Below are 19,508 nucleotides of genomic sequence, written 5' to 3' on the forward strand. Positions count from 1 at the left end.
AGTCAACCGTTAACAAACAGACATTATTCAACCCTATTTCGTCACAATTTCCACCGATAGGTAATAATAGATTAAAACAACACTTGACAAACTGGTATTACCAAATATATAATTAGAAACGATCTGATCCTATTCAAGGGGGGATTAGCATGAGACAGCTGAAGTTTTTCCTGGTAATTCTTCTGGTATTGGGAGTTGTTGGAGTTTCCACAACGTTGAGGGTGCTACTCTGGGATGATGCTATGACACGAGCTCTTAAAGCAGGATTGGATGAATTTGAAAAGAAAACAGGGATCAAGGTCGAACTCGAGTTAATTCCCAGCGGTTCAATGCTTCAGAAAACTCTTCTGAGTGTTACTCTTGAAAACTCCGATTATGACCTTGTGGCCGTCGATGAACCGAATATTCCTATGGTGGCTCCTTTGTTACTTCCTCTTTCTGAGTGGCCCAGCACCAAGTTCTATGCTCAACCGGACATGAACGATATCATGCCACTGGCTCTTGAGGCAGGGAAATGGAGAGGGCAATTCATGGGTCTACCGGTCAATGCGAACATCTATGTTTGGCTGACGAGAAAAGATATCATCGAAAAGTACAAAGACGAGTTCAAAGCAGAGTATGGGTATGAAATGAAGGTACCAGAAACTCTTCAGGAACTTCTTGATATGTCGAAATTCCTCGCAAAGAAAGGAATTTACGGGTGGGCTCCATTCACAAAACCGACAGAAGGCAGCACGTGTGAAGCTATTTGGATGTTCAGAAGTTTTGGAACAAAGGTACTGGAAGTAACAGAAGATGGCTACAAAATTGTCTTGGATAAAGAGAAAGCAGTCCAGGCCATCGAATTCTACAAAGAGTTACTGAAGTACGCTCCAAAAGGAGCACTCGACTATGGACATTCAGAGAGAATGGCAGCTTTTTCACAGGGGCAGGTTTTTTCCATGTTCAACTGGCCTGCTCTGATACCAGATCTGGAAAATCCAGACAAATCACTTGTCGCTGGGAAAATAATCTACTCGGCTCCTCCTGCTGGTCCTGCTGGCAGAGCAGCTGTAAGGGGTGCCTGGATCGTTGGTATTCCTAAAGCTGCAAAAAATAAAGAAGCAGCTGCTGAATTCGCTTACTGGTGGATGGATTTAGAGACACAAAGGAAACTTATACCCGAAGGCATGACACCTGCGAGAGCTTCCTTGTTACTTGATCCAGAGCTTCAGAAAGAAAGACCATGGTTTGCTGGAATCTATGAATCTCTCAAATATGCTGTTGAAAGACCGAGATTTGAGCACTATCCAGAGGTTTCTCAGGTAATAAGAATTTACTGGCTCAAAGCCATTTCTGGAGAACTTCCAGCTGAACTGGCTGTGGACAGGATGGTGATTGGTATTGAAAACCTCCTTAAGAAATACGGTTATTAAACCAAAGAGGAAGGGGCTTCGCCCCTTCCTCATGTTCATAACGCCAACACTACTGGTGATAGCTTTTATACTCATTTACCCTGTTTTCTACGTGTTGCTTCTTTCTTTCACAAACAGACAACTTTTGTTCCTTGGAAACGTGAAATTTGTAGGATTTCAAAACTACCTGACAATGTTCAGAGATGCTGATTTCTGGCATTCGCTCTGGTTACAGTTGGGATTCATTGTCGTTGCTTTACCGGTGGAGCTTATCATAGGTTTCTTCGTAGCGCTGCTCTTTAACAGAGAATTTCCTTTTTCAAAACTTTTGCGATCGTTGCTCATGCTCCCTGTTTTTGTCATCCCCGTTCTTTCTGGATTGACCTGGAGACTGATGTTGCAACCAGATTATGGAGTTCTAGCTGCTTTCTTCCAGAGTTTGTCAATTGGTCCTGAAGCGTGGTTAGCAGACAAAACTTTTGCATACATAGCGGTTATATTACAGGACATATGGAGAATGTGGCCTTTCATGTTCATGATGATATACGCGGGTTTGTCTTCACTTCCAGCAGAGTACATAGAAGCGGCACTCATAGATGGGGCGAACTTTTTCCAAAGAGTTTTTTACATTATCATCCCATTCTTGAAACCAGTTCTTGCCATAGCTTTCCTCTTGAGACTAATAGATGCTTTGAGGATCTTTTCCGAAATTTATGTAATGACCTATGGGGGGCCTTCAAACGCAACAATGCTTCTTTCTCTGTACATACACAAGCAAGCCTTCGAGTTTGGGAATATATCCTACGCATCTGCAATAGGTACGTTCTTGATGATCATATCTCTTGCTATCTCCTATTTCATTGTTAAAAAAGGATTGCGTGGTGAAACAGCATGAAAAGAAGGTTGATCGGATGGATACTGTTTATTGTAGCTCTTGCAATAGTTGCAATTGAATTGTTTCCCATACTGATAATTATCCTGAACGGTTTTAAAAAGGATATAGACATATGGAGCAGAAACCCGTTTTATTTCAAACCTACTCTTTCCAGCTATAAGAAAGTGTTTGAAAACGAAGATTTTGTAAGAGGTTTGAAGAATTCTTTAATTGCTGCGAGTATTTCTTCATTTGTCTCGGTGTTTTTCGGATCCATGGCCTCCTACGGACTGTCCAGATACAGATTCAAAATCAACGATTGGCTGATCTTTCTTCTTCTGTTGTTGCGCATGGTCCCTCAAATAACACTGTCTCTTCCTTTTTACATCATATTCAAGAAGATGGGGCTAAGTGACAACATCTTAGGTTTGTCTCTTGCTCACATAAGCTTCAATTTACCATATTCCGTAGCTCTGCTGCTACCTTTCTTTGAAGGAATACCACGCGATTATGAAGAGGCAGCAAAAATCGATGGATGCAGGGATTTTCAAATTTACTGGAAAATATTCTTCCCATTGGCATCAGCGGGAATAGTGGTTGCAGCAGTTTTCACCTTTTTGATGTCCTGGAACGAATTCATTTACGCTCTTGTATTAACCGGTGTGAGGGCAAAAACAGCTCCCGTGGCGGTTAATGGTTTCTTGGGGCAGTATGCGCCCCTGTGGGGACAACTTTCGGCGGCTGGAACAATTATGCTTATTCCTGTGTTTGCAATCACTTTGGGATTTCAAAGATACATAATAAAAGGATTATCGGCTGGTGGAATAAAGGGATAAACAAGGAGGTGTTTGAGGATGAAATTTTTCCTGGACAGTGCCAATCTTGAAGAGATAAAGTATGCCATCAAAAAATGGAAAATCGACGGTATAACAACCAATCCCAGGCATCTCATGGTAGCGGGAATGACTGTAGAAGATTTCGCCAGAGAGGTAAAAGAACTCGTTGAAGGCACTCACATAACGGTTAGCTTGGAAGTGAATCCTCATTTAGAAGATCCCAAGGAGATCGTTGATCAGGCTACTTCGTTGGCATCTCTTTCGAACAATTTTGTAATAAAGATACCAGCCACCGAAAGTGGTTTTGAAGCATTAGCGGAGTTATCTTCGAAAGGAGTAAAAGTTAACATAACACTCGTTTTCAACTTGGTACAAGCGTTGCAAGCGGCAAGACTTGGTGCTTACTACATAAGTCCGTTCGTTGGATGGAGGGAAGAAAGAGGAGAATTAAATACTGATTTTATAAATCAAATTGTCAAAGCAGTAAAAGGTTATGGTTACAGTTCCCAAATAATCGTAGCGGCCGTTAGATCTGCAAAACATTTTGTGGAAGCAGCACTAGCAGGAGCGGATATTGTAACAGCGGGTTTTCAGGTGTACAAACGGGCCTTTGATAATCCTTACACCCGCATGGGACTCCAGATATTCTCTGATGCCTGGAACAGTATATACGGGAGGTGATCTATAAATGAAGGTAGATTTCCTGGTTCACAAAGCTGGTGATGATGTGGGAGTGGCCGTGCGAGACATATCTAAGGGAGAGAAAATCAAAGGAAAGACACTGGAAGGAGAGATTTTCTATGAATTGGAAGCAAAAGAAGATATTCCCCTTGGGCACAAAATAGCGTTGAGGGATATTAAAGAGGGAGAGAAAGTAAAAGAATACGGGGAGATAATCGGCAGGGCAACAAAAGACATATCGAAAGGATCTCATGTCCATGTTCATAACATTCGAAGTCTGCGATGGGGGTGATACGATGGAAAGAACAATTCTAGGTTATGTCAGAGAGAATGGCAAAGTGGGTGTTAGAAACTATGTCCTTCTGTTACCTGTGGATGATATTTCGAATGCTGTTGTGGAAGCCGTTGAAAAATCCGTGGCTGGCACGCTGGCTCTTCCTCATCCTTATGGAAGACTGCAGTTTGGTAAGGACCTAGAGCTGTTCTTTAAAACCTTGATAGGAACTGGTTCCAATCCTAACGTTGCAGCCGTTGTGGTGGTTGGAATAGAGCCAAAGTGGACTCATAGAGTAGCAGATGAAATTGCAAAGACTGGTAAACCGGTTGAAGCCTTCTGGGTGGAGGGAAGCGGCCAACTGAAAACTATAGAAAGGGTGTCAAGAGTAGCTGTGAAAATGGTTGAGGATGCAACCAATTTGAAAAGAGAGCCAGTTGATATAAGTGAACTCATAATCAGTTTAAAATGTGGGGAATCTGATACAACTTCAGGTTTGGGTGCAAACAGAGTTGTTGGGAGATTTACAGAGAGGTTTTTGGAAATAGGTGGAACTGTGCTCTTCGGTGAAACTACGGAGCTAACGGGGGCCGAGCATATCATAGCATCCAGGTTCAAGAGAGAAGAAGATAGAGAAAAATTCATGCAAATTTTCAACGAATATCAGGAACTTATAAAATCACAGGGAGTGGATCTTCTGGGATCACAGCCAACAGAGGGGAACATAGCGGGTGGATTGAGCACGATAGAGGAAAAGGCTCTTGGAAACATACAAAAAATAGGCAATGCGAAGATAGATGGTGCTCTAGACTTTCTTGAAGAAATACCTGGTAAAGGACTTTACTTCATGAACACATCCTCCGCAGCCGCAGAGGCTGTGACACTGTTTGCGGCAGCAGGTGCCGTTATTCACCTCTTCCCAACAGGACAAGGTAACCCCATAGGCAATCCCATTATACCTGTTGTGAAAATAACAGCAAATCCAAAGACCGCTCAGGTTATGTCAGAACACATCGATGTCGATGTTTCCCAGGTTTTAACAGAAGGAATGAGCATCGATGAAGCTGCTGACAAACTATGGCAAAGAGTGATTGAAACAGCCAATGGTCGAATGGTAAGAGCAGAAATACTGAATCACAAAGAATTTGTTCTCACAAAACTTTACAGGAGTGCCTAAAAATGGTGATAACCGTTCCATATGGAAAGGGCCATTTATCACTGGAATTTCCAGAAAATTTAAAAGTAGATGTTTTGCAAAGCAGAAGAAGCAGCATTCCCTCTTTAGGAGAAGATAAAATAAACACCGAAATCAAGAAAAATCTGGAAAAACTGGCGATTTCAGCAAAAATCGTAGGTGTGGCGATACCAGATCAAACAAGGCCAAACATCTCGGAAAAGATATTGCCTTTCCTCGTAAAGGTTTTACTTGAAAAGGATGCCAAAGAAGTGCGAATTTGCATCGGAACAGGTCTACACAGAAATCCAACAGAGGATGAAATACGAAAATTGATACCTTTGCACAGAAACGAAAGGATAAAAGTTTATATAAACAACGCACTTGACAAAAAGAGTTTATCTTTCCTAGGTCACACAAGATTCGGTACTCCCGTTTGGATCATGAAACATTTCGCAGAATCCGATATAAAAATCGCCGTTTCTGTGGTTGAAGAACATCAATTTGCCGGTTTCTCCGGTGGAGCAAAAGCGGTCGCTATAGGGCTGGGCGGTGAGGAAACGATTTCCGGGAACCATTCAAAAATGAAATTCCAGAGAGCTAAAATGGGTGTTATCGATGGAAATCCTGTCAGGGAAGAAATCGATGAAATAGGTGAAATGGTTGGACTGGATCTTCTTATTAACTCTGTTCTGAATGAGAAAAAAGAGATCATAGGTCTTTTTGTGGGGGAGCATCCCCATTCCCATAGGATGGCGTGTGAGTTTGTAAAGAAAATCAGTGGAATTCCTGTGAAGAGGCTTTATGATCTTGTGGTAGTATCCCCTGGTGGCTATCCGAGGGATATTGATCTATACCAATCTCAAAAAGCACTTGCTGTTGCACAGGAGTTCTGTAAACCCGGGGGAACCATTGTCCTTTTGGCAGAGTGTTCGAAAGGATTCGGCGATGAGGGCGGGTATGTCCCTGTTCTGGAGAGAGCACGTTCTCCAGAAGAAGTGATTGAAAACTTCGACTTTAGTAATTTCAAAGTAGGACCTCACAAGGCTTTTTTAATAGCACAGACCCTCATCAAATGTAGGGTTAAAATCTTATCAACATTACCTGCTGAGAGGTTGAGAAACATGTTCTTTGAACCCATAGTGAACTTCGAAGAAGCTATAAAAGAAATAGAGCCAAAATCGTCTGTTTGTGTCATACCAAATGCTTCGCAAATCATACCTGTTCAGGGGAAGGAGGAGAAACTATGAAAATGCTGGTTGCGGGCAGATGGGTTGATAGAGATGAAAAGATAGAGGTCTTGAATCCTTATGATGGAAGTTTAGTCGATACGGTTCCAGTTGCCTCGGAAGAGGATATAGAAGAAGCAATAAGCAAAGCTGTTGAAGGTGCAAAGATCATGAAAAGGATGCCTATCTGGAAGCGGGTTGAGATTCTTGAGAAAACCTCAGAGCTTCTCAAGGAAAGATACAAGGAAATCGCTGTTCTTCTGGTCAAGGAATCTGGGAAAACCATAAGAGAAGCAGAAGCAGAAGTCCTCAGAACTGCTGAACTCTTCAGGATGTCTGCGGAAGAAGCAAAAAGGATTCATGGTGAAACGCTTCCTTTTGATTCATTGAAAGGTTCTGAAAGAAAAAGGGGCTATTTTGTGAGAGAACCGGTTGGAATCGTTGCCGCAATTGTTCCATTCAACGTTCCTCTTGCCCTCTGCGCCCATAAGGTTGGCCCAGCTATAGCAGCAGGGAACGCTGTGATTATAAAGCCCCCAACCCAGGATCCTCTTACGAACCTGGTTTTAGGGGAAATCTTACTTGAAGCGGGAATGCCTTCAGAAGCGGTCAGTATCTTGACGGGACCTGGAAGCAGAGTAGGAACCCCTATAGTAAGAGATGAAAGAATCAGGATGGTAAGTTTCACAGGCAGCGTTCCTGTGGGAAAAACCATTATGAAAAATGTTGGCTTGAAGAAAGTATCCATGGAATTGGGTTCAAACAGCCCTCTCATTGTAACTGAAACTGGTAACTTAGAAAAAGCCGTGAAAGCAACCGTTTCGGGTGGTTTTTCGCTTGCCGGTCAGGTCTGCATTTCCGTTCAGAGAGTCTATGTTCACAAAAAGGTTTTCAACGATTTTGTTGATCTCCTCATAGAGGAGGTAAAGAAGATAAAAGTGGGAGATCCTATGTCTAGGGATACCGACATGGGACCGGTCATCGATGAACCGAATGCTTTGAGAATAGAAAGCTGGATAAAAGAAGCCGTCGATAAGGGCGCAAAACTTGCCATCGGAGGAGAGCGTAACTATACCTTGATATCTCCTACCGTTCTCCTTGAGGTTCCGAAAGATACCAAGATCATGACCGAGGAACTGTTTGGGCCAGCCGTTGCTGTAAATTCTTTCGAAGTTTTTGAAGAAGCTCTCGAAGAAGCCAACTCAACAAAATATGGCCTTCAGGTGGGTGTCTTCACTTCAAAGATAGATGAAGCGTTTGAGGCAATCGAAAAACTCGAATTTGGAGGAGTTTTGATAAATGAAGGACCAAGGTACAGGGCAGATTTCATGCCTTATGGTGGCTATAAAGAAAGCGGTATAGGAAGAGAAGGTATCAAATTCGCCATAGAAGAGATGACAGAGATAAAGACCGTCATCTTTGATTTGAGGGAGTGATTAACTTGATCAACCTCATTCTTGTTCCATCGGTGAGAAGTACTTATGAAGTTTCAGAAGGAAGAAGAATATTCAATGAAGAACTAGAAAATTTGCAAAAGATGCAAGATATAAATTGGTTTTACCCAAGCGATGTTATAGAATACACCGAAAATCTTGAAGCGTTTCTTAATAAAATGCGCAAAGAGGACATCGACGGAATTGTGTTAATGAGTGCGACTTTTCATTTGGGAGACATAGCCCTCCTCCTCGCTCAGAAATTTTATGACGTACCCATTCTATGCTGGGCTGTTCCTGAACCGCCCTATTCTTCTGAGGGAAGAGTTAGACTAAACTCACTCGTTGGGGCACATCTGGATGTATCGAACCTCAAAAAGATTGGAAAAAAAGACGTTGAGTTTGTATATGGATCATCAAAGAGTGAACATTTTCAAGAAAAATTCATCGAATGGATCAACATCATAAAAATCAACAAGACTTTAAAAGGTGCAAAAATAGGGCTAGTTGGAGGTCATGCAAAGACTTTTCTCAACATCGACGTGTATGAACCTCTTCTTCTCAAAGAGATTGGAGTAACAGTGGAACACATTCCTTTGAGCTTCGTTTTTAATTTAAACCTTGACAGAAATTCCATTGAAAATTTGAAAGAGGAAATTGAGAAAACCTACGACACTGAAAAATTGAATGAAGACAAGAAAAGCAAGGTATGTAAGTTGATCGTTTCTTTTAAACGAATACTTGAAACAGGCAAATTCAGCGCGCTGGCCGTAAGATGCTGGCCTGAATTTGCATCGTATTACGGCATTTCACCGTGTGCTGCTATGGCCTGGAATATGGCACAGGGTTCTATTCTAAGCTGCGAAGGGGATGTTCTTGGGGCAGTAACAATGTTAATGCTCAAGGCAATAGGCTGTAAAGACATGTATCTAGCGGACATCAGCCAGATCATAGAAAAAGATTCCTCCCTTTTAATGTGGCATTGTGGGGTTGCTCCTCATACGCTTTGGGATGGTGTATCCAAAAAATCCCTGGAGACTTATTTTGCTGGTGGAAAAGGTGTAACAACTGATTTCGTTCTTAAACCAGGACATGTGACCATTGTTCGTCTTGACCATACAGATAATGAATGGAGGCTTTTCATAACCGAAGGTGAAGCCGTTCACACAAAGCAAGAGTTAAAGGGAACCTATGTGAAAGTGCGCGTTAAAGATCCTCTAAAACTTGTGGATACCCTCATCGAAAATGGATTCCCACACCATGTTGTCCTTGGATACGGATCTTTCACAAGAAGCCTTATCAAGTTTGCAAAAACAAAAGGTTGGAGGGTTGTAAGTGATGATTAAGCACGAAATAAAGGGAAATCAATTCTACGTTGCTGTAAATGATCACATACTGATATCTTCAAAGAATATATGGGAAGGATTTGGTAAGGAAAGGATCAAAGAATACCATGGCCACTTCACCATAAAATCAACTGTAAAAGAATATTACCCTTTTAAAGGTAGTATAGAATTGGTATCTGAAAACCCCTTTGAAATTCACATAAAATCTTCCAGAGACATCAACAGGCTGCTGATAAAAACTGAATTGGCGAAAGATGAAGTAATATTTGGTGGAGGAGAACAGTATAGTGAGTTGAATCTTAAGGGCAAAAGATTTCCTCTGTTCGTTCAGGAACAGGGTGTGGGAAGAGGTAAGAATCTGATTTCACTTCTAGCCTACCTGAAAAAAGTTAGAGGTTCGTGGTACAGCACTTACTTTCCCCAGCCTGTTTTTTTCTCCAATAAAGGGTATGGTATCGTATTCAAAACCTACGCTCCTATGATCGTTGATTTGAGAAAAAATATTGCCTTGTTCGAAATATGGAGTAACGAGTGCAACATAATCGTTTTGTCCGGAACATTAGAGGAAATGGTAAGAGATTTATTCAAAATTTTCGGGGGCGCTTTTGATTACGAAGACTGGATGTTCGGTGTCTGGTTGGCTTCTCAAGGTGGAACGGAGAATATTGAACGCATTATAAAGACTGCGAGAGAATGGAATATCCCTGTTCATGCCGTATGGGCGCAAGATTGGTGTGGAAAAGTGTATACCAAATTCGGGAGACAGGTATTTTGGAACTGGGAGTACGATAAAGAAGACTATCACGATCTACCTGAGTATATCAAAAAGTGGCACGAAGAGGGTATTCGTTTCTTGGGTTACATAAATCCGTTCCTTAATAAAGAAGGGAACCTATACAAAGAAGCTCTGGAGAAAGGATATTTAGTGAAAAAAAAGGATGGAAGCGTATATGACATAGTAGTGACTACCTTCCCAGCGGGTCTTATAGATCTGAGCAATCCAGATGCGTTTGAGTGGTACAAATCAATAATTCTAAACAACATGATATCAATAGGAATGGATGGATGGATGGCAGACTTCGGAGAATATTTGCCAATGGATGCCGTGTTGAAATATTCCAGTGGAAAGGAGTATCACAACAAATACCCTGTGGAATGGGCCAGGTTAAACTTCGAAGCAGTAAAAGCATCTTCAAAAAAGGTGGTCTATTTTATGCGCGCTGGATTTTTGGGATCCACTAGATTCTGTCCAGCCTTCTGGACAGGTGATCAGAATGTAGATTGGTCGTTCAGCGATGGTTTGCCAACCGTAATTCCTGCTATGACGAGTTCTAGCCTCTGTGGAGTTCGACACATACACTTCGACATAGGAGGATACACATCCTTGTTCTGGATGAAGCGAACACCAGAGCTGTTTATGAGATGGACAGAAATAGCAGCCTTTTCCCCCGTTATGCGAACACACCAGACCAACCGTCCCGTGTCAAACATACAGTTCGATTCTAATCATGACATATTAAGACACTTTTCTAAGATGGCTAATATGCACGTTCTTTTGATAGATTATCTGAAGGTAGAATTCAAAAAAGCTATAGATGAGAATCTACCTGTTGTAAAACACCTAGCTTTGAACTATCCAGAGGATCCTGAGTCCTGGCAGATAAAGTATCAGTATCTACTGGGGAATGATATCTTGGTTGCACCTGTACTGAAGAAGAAAACAAGAAAGTGGAAGGTTTTTCTTCCAAGAAGGGAAAAATGGGTACATCTTTGGACAGAAAAGATGTTCTCTGGAGGATGGATAGAGATTGATGCTCCTCTTGGAGAACCACCTGTTTTCGTAAGACTTGGTTCTGAATTTCTAGAAAAAATACTTGCTGCATCGAGAGATGTTCAGGAATTAAGATGATCAAGAATGTTTTTATAATGCTTTTCTATGGATTCAATTAGACGCTTTTTGTCGTTTGAGATTATAGAACGAAGGATCTCTTCATGGATTTCTATTGATCTTTTTTGATAATCCGAATCAGCGAGATAGTCCTTTTTCAATACGTACCAGACACGGCTTTTCATATAATCTAGCAGGTTTTCCATCAGGTGGAAAATTATAGAATTTCTTGCTGCTTTAGCATAAACTTTATGAAACATAACATCTGACTCTGTTAAAGCACGAAATTTTTTCTGTTCGAAGTACTCTTTCATCAAAGAAAGATGATGTTCCATGTCCTGAATCATTTGAAGCGAAAAGTTTGAAATGTAAAATTCTGCTATAGCTTTGTCTAAAAATTCGCGCGCAATTATCAACTCATCCAAATCATAGGCTAGAAGTTTGGATTGCTTGTTTTTCCTCTGAAGGTATTTTTATTACGTAGTTACCACTACCCCTTCTGCTTTTTATAATACCCGAAGCCTTAAGGAAACTAAGAGCCTCTCTAACAATTATACGAGACGCTCCTATTTTTTCACACAATTCCCTTTCGGGTGGTAGACGATCTCCTTCTTTAAGATTCATTTCTCTTATCAACCTTTCTATTTCTTTTACCGTTTCATGAACCTTGGACACAAACACCCCTCCTTGGTATTGATTATACCAACAGGTATGAGTATTTCTCAGAATTTGGAAAAAGTAAAGAACGAATCCTAGTAAAACAAAAACTGTGGGTACATCCTGACTTCTGTAGAAGGTGTTATCACAATATCCTTTGAGGTGTAGATATAGACCGACCAGAAATACTCCTTGCCGGAGACTTCTATCATTGGAATTGAAAAGAACGTCTTTGTCCCATCTTCTGTTGTTCCTTCGATTGTGATGGCATAAACATTCTCCACAAATTCAGGTTTGTTAGCAAGACTCCAGGGAATGGCTCTGCTGCTCAGTTCTTCAACAGAGATCACACTGCAACTGGTGAGTGTGGAAGGTGTCGTTAGATCGTAAACCAATATCTCACTACTGGAAAGGACCATATCTACAACTTCTGAGTCGCTTGCATCGCTCTCTGGAACGTAGATGATTTCTCTCAAAAGATCGTAACTGGCAGGACTGGTTTCCAGTTCATCAACAATATCCATAGTTTGATCCAGCAGCTCCTGTGCCTTCTGTTTGATTCCTTCTTCCACGATGATACCCACAACTCCTGTGCAGCCGGCAAGGACTATCAAGAAGGCCATAACAGCTATCAACAAATTCTTTCGCATAGAAAACACCCCCTCATCAGTTTAATCGATTATAACACATCTTTTGTTTTTTGTTATCAAAGGAGTAGAATACAGTTACTCACACCCGAGGGGGGATTCTTATGTGTAGAATGATCGTTCTGTCGTTTGTCTTTCTCTCCTGCTTTTTGTTTTCCTATGAAATCGAGATTGAAAATTTTGAAATCTGGGATCGCGACGGATTGATGAACTCTATCTGGTGTGCTGTCAGCGTCGAAGATGGTGGCACCTTTGTAAGAAACCTGAATCTTAAAGACTTCGAGTTGATAGAGACTGCATATGGCAGGGATGAAGAACTTCTTTTTTCAAAGAAGGTGCGCTTCGACAACTTCTATTATCAGTTTAACGGAGATGGATTTTGGGAGAAATCCGTGAATTCCGATGAACTCGATATCGTGTTTCTGATAGACAAAACAGGTTCGATGGAGGACCACATAGAATCCATCAAAAGACAGCTCAAAAACTTTCTGGACAGACTCATGAAGATAGGAACAGACTTCAGGATTGTGATCGCCGAGTACGGTGTGGAAGATGAACCTGAATGGCCAAGTGGGGCAGGAGTGGACACTTTTTATGATTCTGTTATGTTCGAGGAGATAAGCAGAGAAATAGAAGAAATAGGTACGGGAGGCGAAGGATGGGATCTAACATGGGCGTACGATGCCTTTCTCTGGGCTTTGAATCTGGACTGGCGCGAAAGCGCCAGAAAAATCGTGGTGATCATCACCGACGTTTATGTGGATTCCGTCTTCGGTCCAAACTGGTACTACACCTCTGGCTGTAACACCTCGATGCGCGCCGTGGATCTTGCGTTGAAAGAAAGTGGTATCCACCTTTACTACTGTCAGCCTTCAGAGGAAAACATGGCGGAAACAGAACTTTTCGAAAGTTACTCTCCGCAGGTGAACCCAAAAGTCAAAGAATCTAACTTTGATTTTCTGGAAAAGAGAAACGATCATGTTAAGAGGTTGTCCTGGCCCTTTGATCAAAGTGAGATTCAGCTGGAAAATTTACCAGTAATCGACTCGAAATACTATTTTGCCTGGTTCAGCGACTGGAGTGAATACAATTTTGTGAGCAAAGTAGAAGTCAAAATCAGGCTGATTGGAACAAGTGATTTTTCATCCTTTGTTTATTATCCCCTCGAAAACCCTGACGGGACAAAAACAAACATCGTGTCCGAGAAAATTAGCTTTGTAATAAAAGATGAGGCTGGTTTCGGCATGCTTGGAAGCGACAACGTATGGGTTTTCTTTTACAAAGTGATGGGGAACACCAGCAGAATGGATACCGTCGGAGCGATGTATCAGATCTCTGATAAAAACGGAAAGATAGACATTGGAAGAAGACAGCCCGGGAGGTACTACTACATCCTTTACGCCAGCGGGCAACCTAGTGATGCCTACCATCAACTTCGATACACTTCCAGAGGATGGGTCGATATAGGACCAAAAGCAGCAACTCCAACAGAGATCGTTGCCTACACCTGGGGAAGCAAGGCAGAGATCTACAAAGCGTACGGTCTTCTGGAAGAACTGAGAAACCTTGAGATCGCACGTGAAGGTATAAAACATTATGTTCAGGAGGCCAGTGAATGGGTTTCAAATCTGGAAAGAAATGGAATCACACTTGTGGAAATGGAAGCACTAAAGAGGTTCAACACAGGGCTTGCTGCAATCGTGAACTGTGCAGGATATGCCTGTGTGATCCAGAATAAAGCAAGCGATGATGCGGTGGAAATAGCCCAGAAAGTCTCGGACATGATAAGAAAAGCAGAAGATGTCGTCAGCAAACTGGAATCTGCAAGGCATCTCATAATGAAAGCGGTGAACACTTTCATTGACATAATAACAGGAAACTGGGGCGGTGCAGCGATGAATTTGACGATAGAAGAGGTGATAGATCGGTTTGTCACCTACGTCAAAGACGACCTTCTGAACGATATCATGAGTCTTGTAGAAGAAAAACTTGCGGAAGTTATAAGAAATCCAGATGTGGTGGTTGACTTTTTCAAAACCCGCGTGAAAGAGTGGGTTAAGGAAAAACTCTCTCCCGAACAAATAAGCAAAAGTGCGTACAACTTTGTCGGCGAAGAACTTGTTTACAACAGATTCACCTCTCACATCGAAGAACAGCTGAGAGTGCTCCTTTTATACTCAAAGGACCTGGTGGAAAAGAACCAGGACAAATACTGGAACTTTGATGAACGTTCAAAACTCATGAGAAAAAGCTTTGAAGAGATGCGATACGATATCATGTCAGATCTGTTCGAGATTTCCTATGAATCTCTTTCCAGACAGGACTCCGTGGACAACTGGGCGGATGCTCTTCAGGTATTCAAAGACACGATTCCTCTGATAGTAGAATTTCTGGAGCTTTTCGAGGTTCGCTATCCAGAACTTTCCGATGTGAAGAAAGCTCTGGAGACTCTTGCAGACGCCCTTAACACGATTAATGCGATGACACGAACGTACGAGATGGCGTTGAAAATAGATCATCTGACAACACTCACTGAAAGAGCCCAGAAGATAGCAGCTGAAGTGTACAGGTACAAGTAGAAAGCGAACACTGTTTCGCTCAAGGTTATATTTTTAAATAAATAATTGCCTGTGTCTTTTCCTGTTATAATTTTTTCGTCGCGGCATACATATCAACAGAGGAGGTGTGATTCGATTATGAAAAACTTGCCGGTTTTCTGGAAGATTTTTCTCTCGATACTCCTGATCATAGTTGTTCTGGTAGGTGTTTCCACCTATTTTATTCTCGACAAAAGAGCGCATGTCATGAAATCATCTGAAGATACTCTCTTGTCACAGGCTGTGAACAGTGCCGATATATTTTGGAATTTCATACGTGGCTATACGCAGCTTGCCGATCTGCTTGCAAGCAACGAAAACGTGAAAGGCGCTTTTGAAAATGCAAACAACGAAGAAGAATGGATGATAAAGTTGTTCAGATCCGTTGTGAAGTCCTACCCTGACATTACTTTTGTTTACGCTGGTTATAGGGACAAAAGGATGTACCTCATACCAGAAACCGAACTCCCGGCAGGGTACGATCCAACTCAAAGACCATGGTACAAAAGCGCTGTTTCCAATCCCGACAGAGTTGTGATAACCGATCCATACGCAGATGCTGCCACCGGCCAGACAATAATAACCGTTGCCAGAGCCATTAAAACAGATGGCAACATTGTCGGTGTGGTTGGAATCGACTTTGACATCTCAAGGCTCTCCGAGACGATTTTTGCGAATTCAAAGAAACTCGGTTATGAAAGTGGTGTGATAAACGAGAGAGGAATAGTTGTTCTCCACTCAAATCCAGAACTGGTTGGGCTCGATGTTTCTGGCACAGATTTCTACAGGAACTGGTCATCAAAAGGAGAACGTGGTGTTTCAAGGTTCAGATATGAAAAATTCAGTTCGGATTATCTGATAGCGGGTTTCAGAAGGCTCGAAAACGGCTGGATCTTTTTCAACACTGTGCCTGAAAGCGTATTGATGTCCAGCGTGAACAGAGATCTTCTGACAACATCGATCTCTGTTGGCGGAATTATCGTGGTTGTCCTGATCCTTGCCACGATGATTTCAAGAAGATACATCGCTCATCCCATATCCTTGATGGCAAAAGTTTCGGAGAAAATTGCATCTGGAGATCTCACCGTCCAGTTCGATTACAAAAGTCGCGATGAATTGGGAAAACTGTCCAATGCTCTGAACCATATGGTGAATGCTTTGAAGGGGCTTGTGATCCAGATTCACGAAGAAGCCAAACTCCTGAAGGACGCTGCCTCGCAGGTTGCGGCTGCGTCTGAAGAAACAAGCGCAACTGTAGAAGAACTTTCTGCCCAAATAGACACGGTGAATTCCAACGTGAACAACGCTTCTGCTGCAATAGAAGAAATGACGAGTGGAGTAGAAGAAGTTGCAGCGAGTGCTCAGAACGTTGCCAACTCCTCCCAGCGTCTCAACGAAGAGGCAAGTAAAGTGAATGAGTTGATCAAAGAAGGGCAGAAGGCTATTGAGAACATATCGAACATCATATCCCAGACCAGAGAGAAGGCCAACACGACTTCAAGTGTAGTTGACAGACTATCTGAAAGCGCAAAGAACATTGGTGAAATAGTTGAAACAATAAACTCCATAGCAGAACAGACGAATCTCCTTGCTCTGAACGCAGCAATAGAGGCAGCACGTGCAGGAGAAGCCGGAAGAGGTTTTGCGGTAGTTGCAGATGAAATCAGAAAACTTGCCGAGGAAAGCAGGAATGCCACTCAGAACATAACGGAAATACTCAAAGGTATAATGGAAGAAAGCTTGCAGGCAAAATCCGCAACAGATGAGACAGTTCAAATAGTCGAGCAGGCCTCTCAGCAGTCTGAGATCGTGAGTGAAAAGTTCAAGATGATACTCGAAAGCATCACCAACATGTCACATATGATAGAAAGCCTTGCTGCCAGTGCTCAGGAACAGAGTGCGGCTTCCGAAGAAATGAGTAGCGCAATGGACGGTGCCAGTAAGTCCATGCTGAACATCGTCGATCAAATGAACGAGGTAACAGAGTCTGTAAGACAGCAAGCAGAAACTATAGCGAACATAGCAAAAACTGCTGAAAAACTCGATGAAATGGCCGAAAGACTCGTTGAATCTGTGAGCAGATTGAAGGTGGAATGAATAAAAAGGGGGTCCCACCCCCTTTTTTATTCGGCAAGTTCCGTTATGATAACAAAGCCTTCCTGGAGGTACTGAACTCCAATGATCAGTCCTCTTTCATCCAGAGCGGCTCTGAAACACTCCTGACCGTTGAAATAAACAACGCTGTCCACACCGTACTCACCCTGCTCGTTCTGCCAGACAAAACCTATCTCCGGTATTTCCAGGATCACATCTTTTTCCAGAAGTTCTGAATGTATGTAGAAAGGACCAAACGAGGGAACTCCCATTATCTCAGCAGGAATGGACATCCCGGAAGAATACTGAATGAGTCTGTAGATCAAAATGCTTCCCTGAGTGTTCAAAAGTTCGTAGCTGACGCTGCCTGCGGGAGTAGTCATTCCATATGCAGAAACGTAAATGCTGTAGGTGTGGTTTTCCTGAGAAACAGGTGGAAAGTCCTCGATATCTGGCCAGTCGATGTAAAAGTGTTTCAAATACTGGCTTTGCACCACGCTGGATCCCTCACGCTCTCTGACAAGATACTGAAACCTTTGCACAAGCCCTTCGTCCGACACCCAGATGTCTGTAGAAGATACATCATCTTCTATACCTACCCAGATGGAGTTCTCTGAGACACGACCACCTCTCACTACAATTCCTTGCTGGGCAAGCATACCAGCCTGGTCAAGCAAATCCTGGATCGCACCAGGATGTAAAAATACCATAAGGGGCATTACTCTGATGGGCTGTATCATTACTTCATAGGTGGAAAGAGATACGAGAATGAGGAATTCAATGCCATACACCCTGTTGTTTTCCACATTCGTGACGACGTCGATCCTGAAACCACTTCCCGAAGCAGCACTTCCTCCAGCAGAGCGGATACCACCTTCGTACTGATAGACCACAACCAGACCGGGCCTGACCCACTCAGGAACAGGGTATTCTCCTGGAAGAAGGAGTGAAAGATCTGCCTGGGCAAAGGCTGCAACCACCGCAAAGACCATCAGAACACCAAACAGTTTCATACTATCCCCCCCTTACTGTTTTTCACACTCAACTCCACAACGATCCGCACCAGGAAAGCAAGCGCCATCCCAAACATCGCTCCGTTCATGTCGATGATCACATCGTAGAGAGAAGAACCTCTACCATGGAAACTCTGATTGTACTCGTCCAGAACGGCAATCAGAGTGGGAAGAGAAATCCCCATCAATACAGAAAACACGTACTTTCTGATGTAGGAATAACTGAGGAAAAACGAAAAGATCCCCATGATGAAGTACAATCCAAAGTGGGCCGACTTTCTCACAAGATCCTCCCCGGAGGGCTTCTTTTCCGGAAACCACCATTTCTCCAGAAAACTTCTCAAATTCCTGTACCATTCCGTTTGAGTGAAATCCAGAACACCGTCCAGTCTTTTGAGAATCATGTAAACAACTCTGGACTGCCTTCCGGAAACATCGGGAGGCTGTGAGGAAAAATAAAAAACAAGCACCACCCAGATCGAAGCAAGAAGAAGCAAAAGAATCTTTCTCACACCACCACCTCAAATGAAATTTTATCATCGCTTTCCATCCTTGATAAATAAATGTTAAAATATTGTTGTCTTTAAAAACATCAGGGGAGGTGTCTTCATGAACTTTCCTCGTTGCAGAACCGTGAGAAAATCCCTACCCATTTTCCTTGAAGGTGGAAGTGAAGGGGTTCTCTTCATTCATGGATACACCGGATCTCCCCACGACTTTGAATATATGGCACAAGAAGTGAACAGAGCAGGCTTTACGGTCTCCGTGCCGAGACTGCCGGGACATGGAACGTGCGGCGAGGATTTCTTGCTGTCTTCTGCAAAGGACTGGTTGAGACGGGCGTTCGATGCGTATTACGATCTGAGTGCGATCTGCGAAAGGGTACACGTCGTGGGCCTTTCGATGGGTGGTGTGATCGCTCTGATCCTTGCTTCTCAGATGAACCCTCCAAAACTGGTCACGCTTGCTGCTGCAACACACGTTTTCGACAAAAGAATAGTCCTCACACCTCTTCTGAAACTCTTTTCAAAGAAGATGCCAAGGGAAAACACAGAAAGGTACGATGATCCAGATATTGAATACTTGAGAAAAGAATACTGGTCCTACAACTGGCCAAAACAGGCAGCAGAGCTCTACAAACTCATGAAACTGGCAAGAAAAAGTGTTTCAAAGATCACATCAGACACTCTCGTCGTCGCAGCAAGAAACGACAACATGGTTCCCATGAAGGCAGCCGAGTTCATATACAACAACATCAGATCAGAAAAGAGGAAGCTTCTTGTTTTTGAAAAATCCGGTCACGTTCTGAGCAACGATGTGGAAAAGGAAGATGTCACCAGAGCAGTTATCGAGTGGCTGAAGGGGGAATGA

Annotated in this window: 18 protein-coding genes; 13 read left to right on the plus strand and 5 right to left on the minus strand. The window is 42.7% G+C overall.

What is annotated here, in order from left to right; genetic code table 11:
- Window positions 1-149 precede the first annotated feature (149 nt).
- The 10 genes from CTN_RS07695 to CTN_RS07740 are packed head-to-tail and all read left to right on the plus strand — an operon-like array spanning window position 150 to window position 11,150.
- Window positions 150-1,415, plus strand: a complete 1,266-nt coding sequence (locus CTN_RS07695) for an extracellular solute-binding protein (RefSeq protein ID WP_015920005.1) — start codon at window positions 150-152, stop codon at window positions 1,413-1,415.
- A complete protein-coding gene (locus CTN_RS07700; RefSeq protein ID WP_231556079.1) occupies window positions 1,378-2,289 on the plus strand; it encodes a carbohydrate ABC transporter permease in 912 nt (303 codons plus the stop codon). The genes CTN_RS07695 and CTN_RS07700 overlap by 38 nt, the downstream gene beginning before the upstream one ends.
- Entirely contained in the window at window positions 2,286-3,104 is an 819-nt protein-coding gene (locus CTN_RS07705) for a carbohydrate ABC transporter permease (protein ID WP_015920007.1), read from the plus strand. Before CTN_RS07700 ends, CTN_RS07705 begins: the two co-directional genes overlap by 4 nt.
- A gap of 18 nt (window positions 3,105-3,122) precedes the next feature.
- Window positions 3,123-3,785: a transaldolase family protein gene (locus CTN_RS07710; RefSeq protein WP_038067899.1), complete on the plus strand. Its 663-nt coding sequence runs from the start codon at window positions 3,123-3,125 to the stop codon at window positions 3,783-3,785.
- 7 nt (window positions 3,786-3,792) lie between these two features.
- Window positions 3,793-4,077 carry a UxaA family hydrolase gene (locus CTN_RS07715; RefSeq protein WP_015920009.1) on the plus strand — a complete coding sequence of 95 codons (285 nt, stop codon included), beginning with the start codon at window positions 3,793-3,795 and terminating at the stop codon, window positions 4,075-4,077.
- Window positions 4,078-4,081: 4 nt separating this feature from the next.
- A complete protein-coding gene (locus CTN_RS07720) occupies window positions 4,082-5,236 on the plus strand; it encodes a UxaA family hydrolase (protein ID WP_015920010.1) in 1,155 nt (384 codons plus the stop codon).
- A 2-nt stretch (window positions 5,237-5,238) separates the two neighbouring features.
- Entirely contained in the window at window positions 5,239-6,483 is a 1,245-nt protein-coding gene (gene larAH5 / locus CTN_RS07725) for a nickel-dependent malate racemase, LarAH5 family (RefSeq protein WP_015920011.1), read from the plus strand.
- A complete protein-coding gene (locus CTN_RS07730) occupies window positions 6,480-7,898 on the plus strand; it encodes an aldehyde dehydrogenase family protein (RefSeq protein WP_015920012.1) in 1,419 nt (472 codons plus the stop codon). Before larAH5 ends, CTN_RS07730 begins: the two co-directional genes overlap by 4 nt.
- Entirely contained in the window at window positions 7,895-9,241 is a 1,347-nt protein-coding gene (locus CTN_RS07735; RefSeq protein WP_015920013.1) for an L-fucose/L-arabinose isomerase family protein, read from the plus strand. Before CTN_RS07730 ends, CTN_RS07735 begins: the two co-directional genes overlap by 4 nt.
- Window positions 9,234-11,150, plus strand: a complete 1,917-nt coding sequence (locus CTN_RS07740) for an alpha-glucosidase (RefSeq protein WP_145971606.1) — start codon at window positions 9,234-9,236, stop codon at window positions 11,148-11,150. The genes CTN_RS07735 and CTN_RS07740 overlap by 8 nt, the downstream gene beginning before the upstream one ends.
- Here CTN_RS07740 and CTN_RS07745 read toward each other — a convergent pair.
- The 3 genes from CTN_RS07745 to CTN_RS10135 form a co-directional block, all read right to left on the minus strand.
- Window positions 11,135-11,554: an FCD domain-containing protein gene (locus tag CTN_RS07745; protein WP_015920015.1), complete on the minus strand. Its 420-nt coding sequence runs from the start codon at window positions 11,552-11,554 to the stop codon at window positions 11,135-11,137. The two genes, CTN_RS07740 and CTN_RS07745, sit on opposite strands and share 16 nt — an antisense overlap.
- Before the next feature lies 1 nt (window position 11,555).
- Entirely contained in the window at window positions 11,556-11,804 is a 249-nt protein-coding gene (locus tag CTN_RS07750) for a FadR/GntR family transcriptional regulator (protein WP_041437778.1), read from the minus strand.
- 77 nt (window positions 11,805-11,881) lie between these two features.
- On the minus strand, window positions 11,882-12,436 hold the full coding sequence (locus tag CTN_RS10135) for a hypothetical protein (RefSeq protein ID WP_231556081.1): 555 nt from the start codon (window positions 12,434-12,436) through the stop codon (window positions 11,882-11,884).
- Window positions 12,437-12,537: 101 nt separating this feature from the next.
- Here CTN_RS10135 and CTN_RS07760 point away from each other — a divergent pair, with 101 nt between their 5' ends.
- On the plus strand, window positions 12,538-15,012 hold the full coding sequence (locus CTN_RS07760) for a vWA domain-containing protein (RefSeq protein WP_015920017.1): 2,475 nt from the start codon (window positions 12,538-12,540) through the stop codon (window positions 15,010-15,012).
- A 117-nt stretch (window positions 15,013-15,129) separates the two neighbouring features.
- Window positions 15,130-17,127 carry a methyl-accepting chemotaxis protein gene (locus CTN_RS07765; RefSeq protein ID WP_038067905.1) on the plus strand — a complete coding sequence of 666 codons (1,998 nt, stop codon included), beginning with the start codon at window positions 15,130-15,132 and terminating at the stop codon, window positions 17,125-17,127.
- Window positions 17,128-17,153: 26 nt separating this feature from the next.
- Here CTN_RS07765 and CTN_RS09845 read toward each other — a convergent pair whose 3' ends face one another.
- Together CTN_RS09845 and CTN_RS07775 are read right to left on the minus strand one after the other, a co-directional pair.
- Entirely contained in the window at window positions 17,154-18,137 is a 984-nt protein-coding gene (locus CTN_RS09845; protein ID WP_015920019.1) for a hypothetical protein, read from the minus strand.
- Window positions 18,134-18,649, minus strand: coding sequence for a VanZ family protein (locus CTN_RS07775; protein ID WP_015920020.1), 516 nt, complete (start codon window positions 18,647-18,649; stop codon window positions 18,134-18,136). The genes CTN_RS09845 and CTN_RS07775 overlap by 4 nt, the downstream gene beginning before the upstream one ends.
- Before the next feature lie 97 nt (window positions 18,650-18,746).
- Between CTN_RS07775 and CTN_RS07780 the strand changes: the two genes are divergently transcribed.
- On the plus strand, window positions 18,747-19,508 hold the full coding sequence (locus tag CTN_RS07780; RefSeq protein ID WP_015920021.1) for an alpha/beta hydrolase: 762 nt from the start codon (window positions 18,747-18,749) through the stop codon (window positions 19,506-19,508).

Source organism: Thermotoga neapolitana DSM 4359, assembly GCF_000018945.1.
Lineage (GTDB): Bacteria > Thermotogota > Thermotogae > Thermotogales > Thermotogaceae > Thermotoga > Thermotoga neapolitana.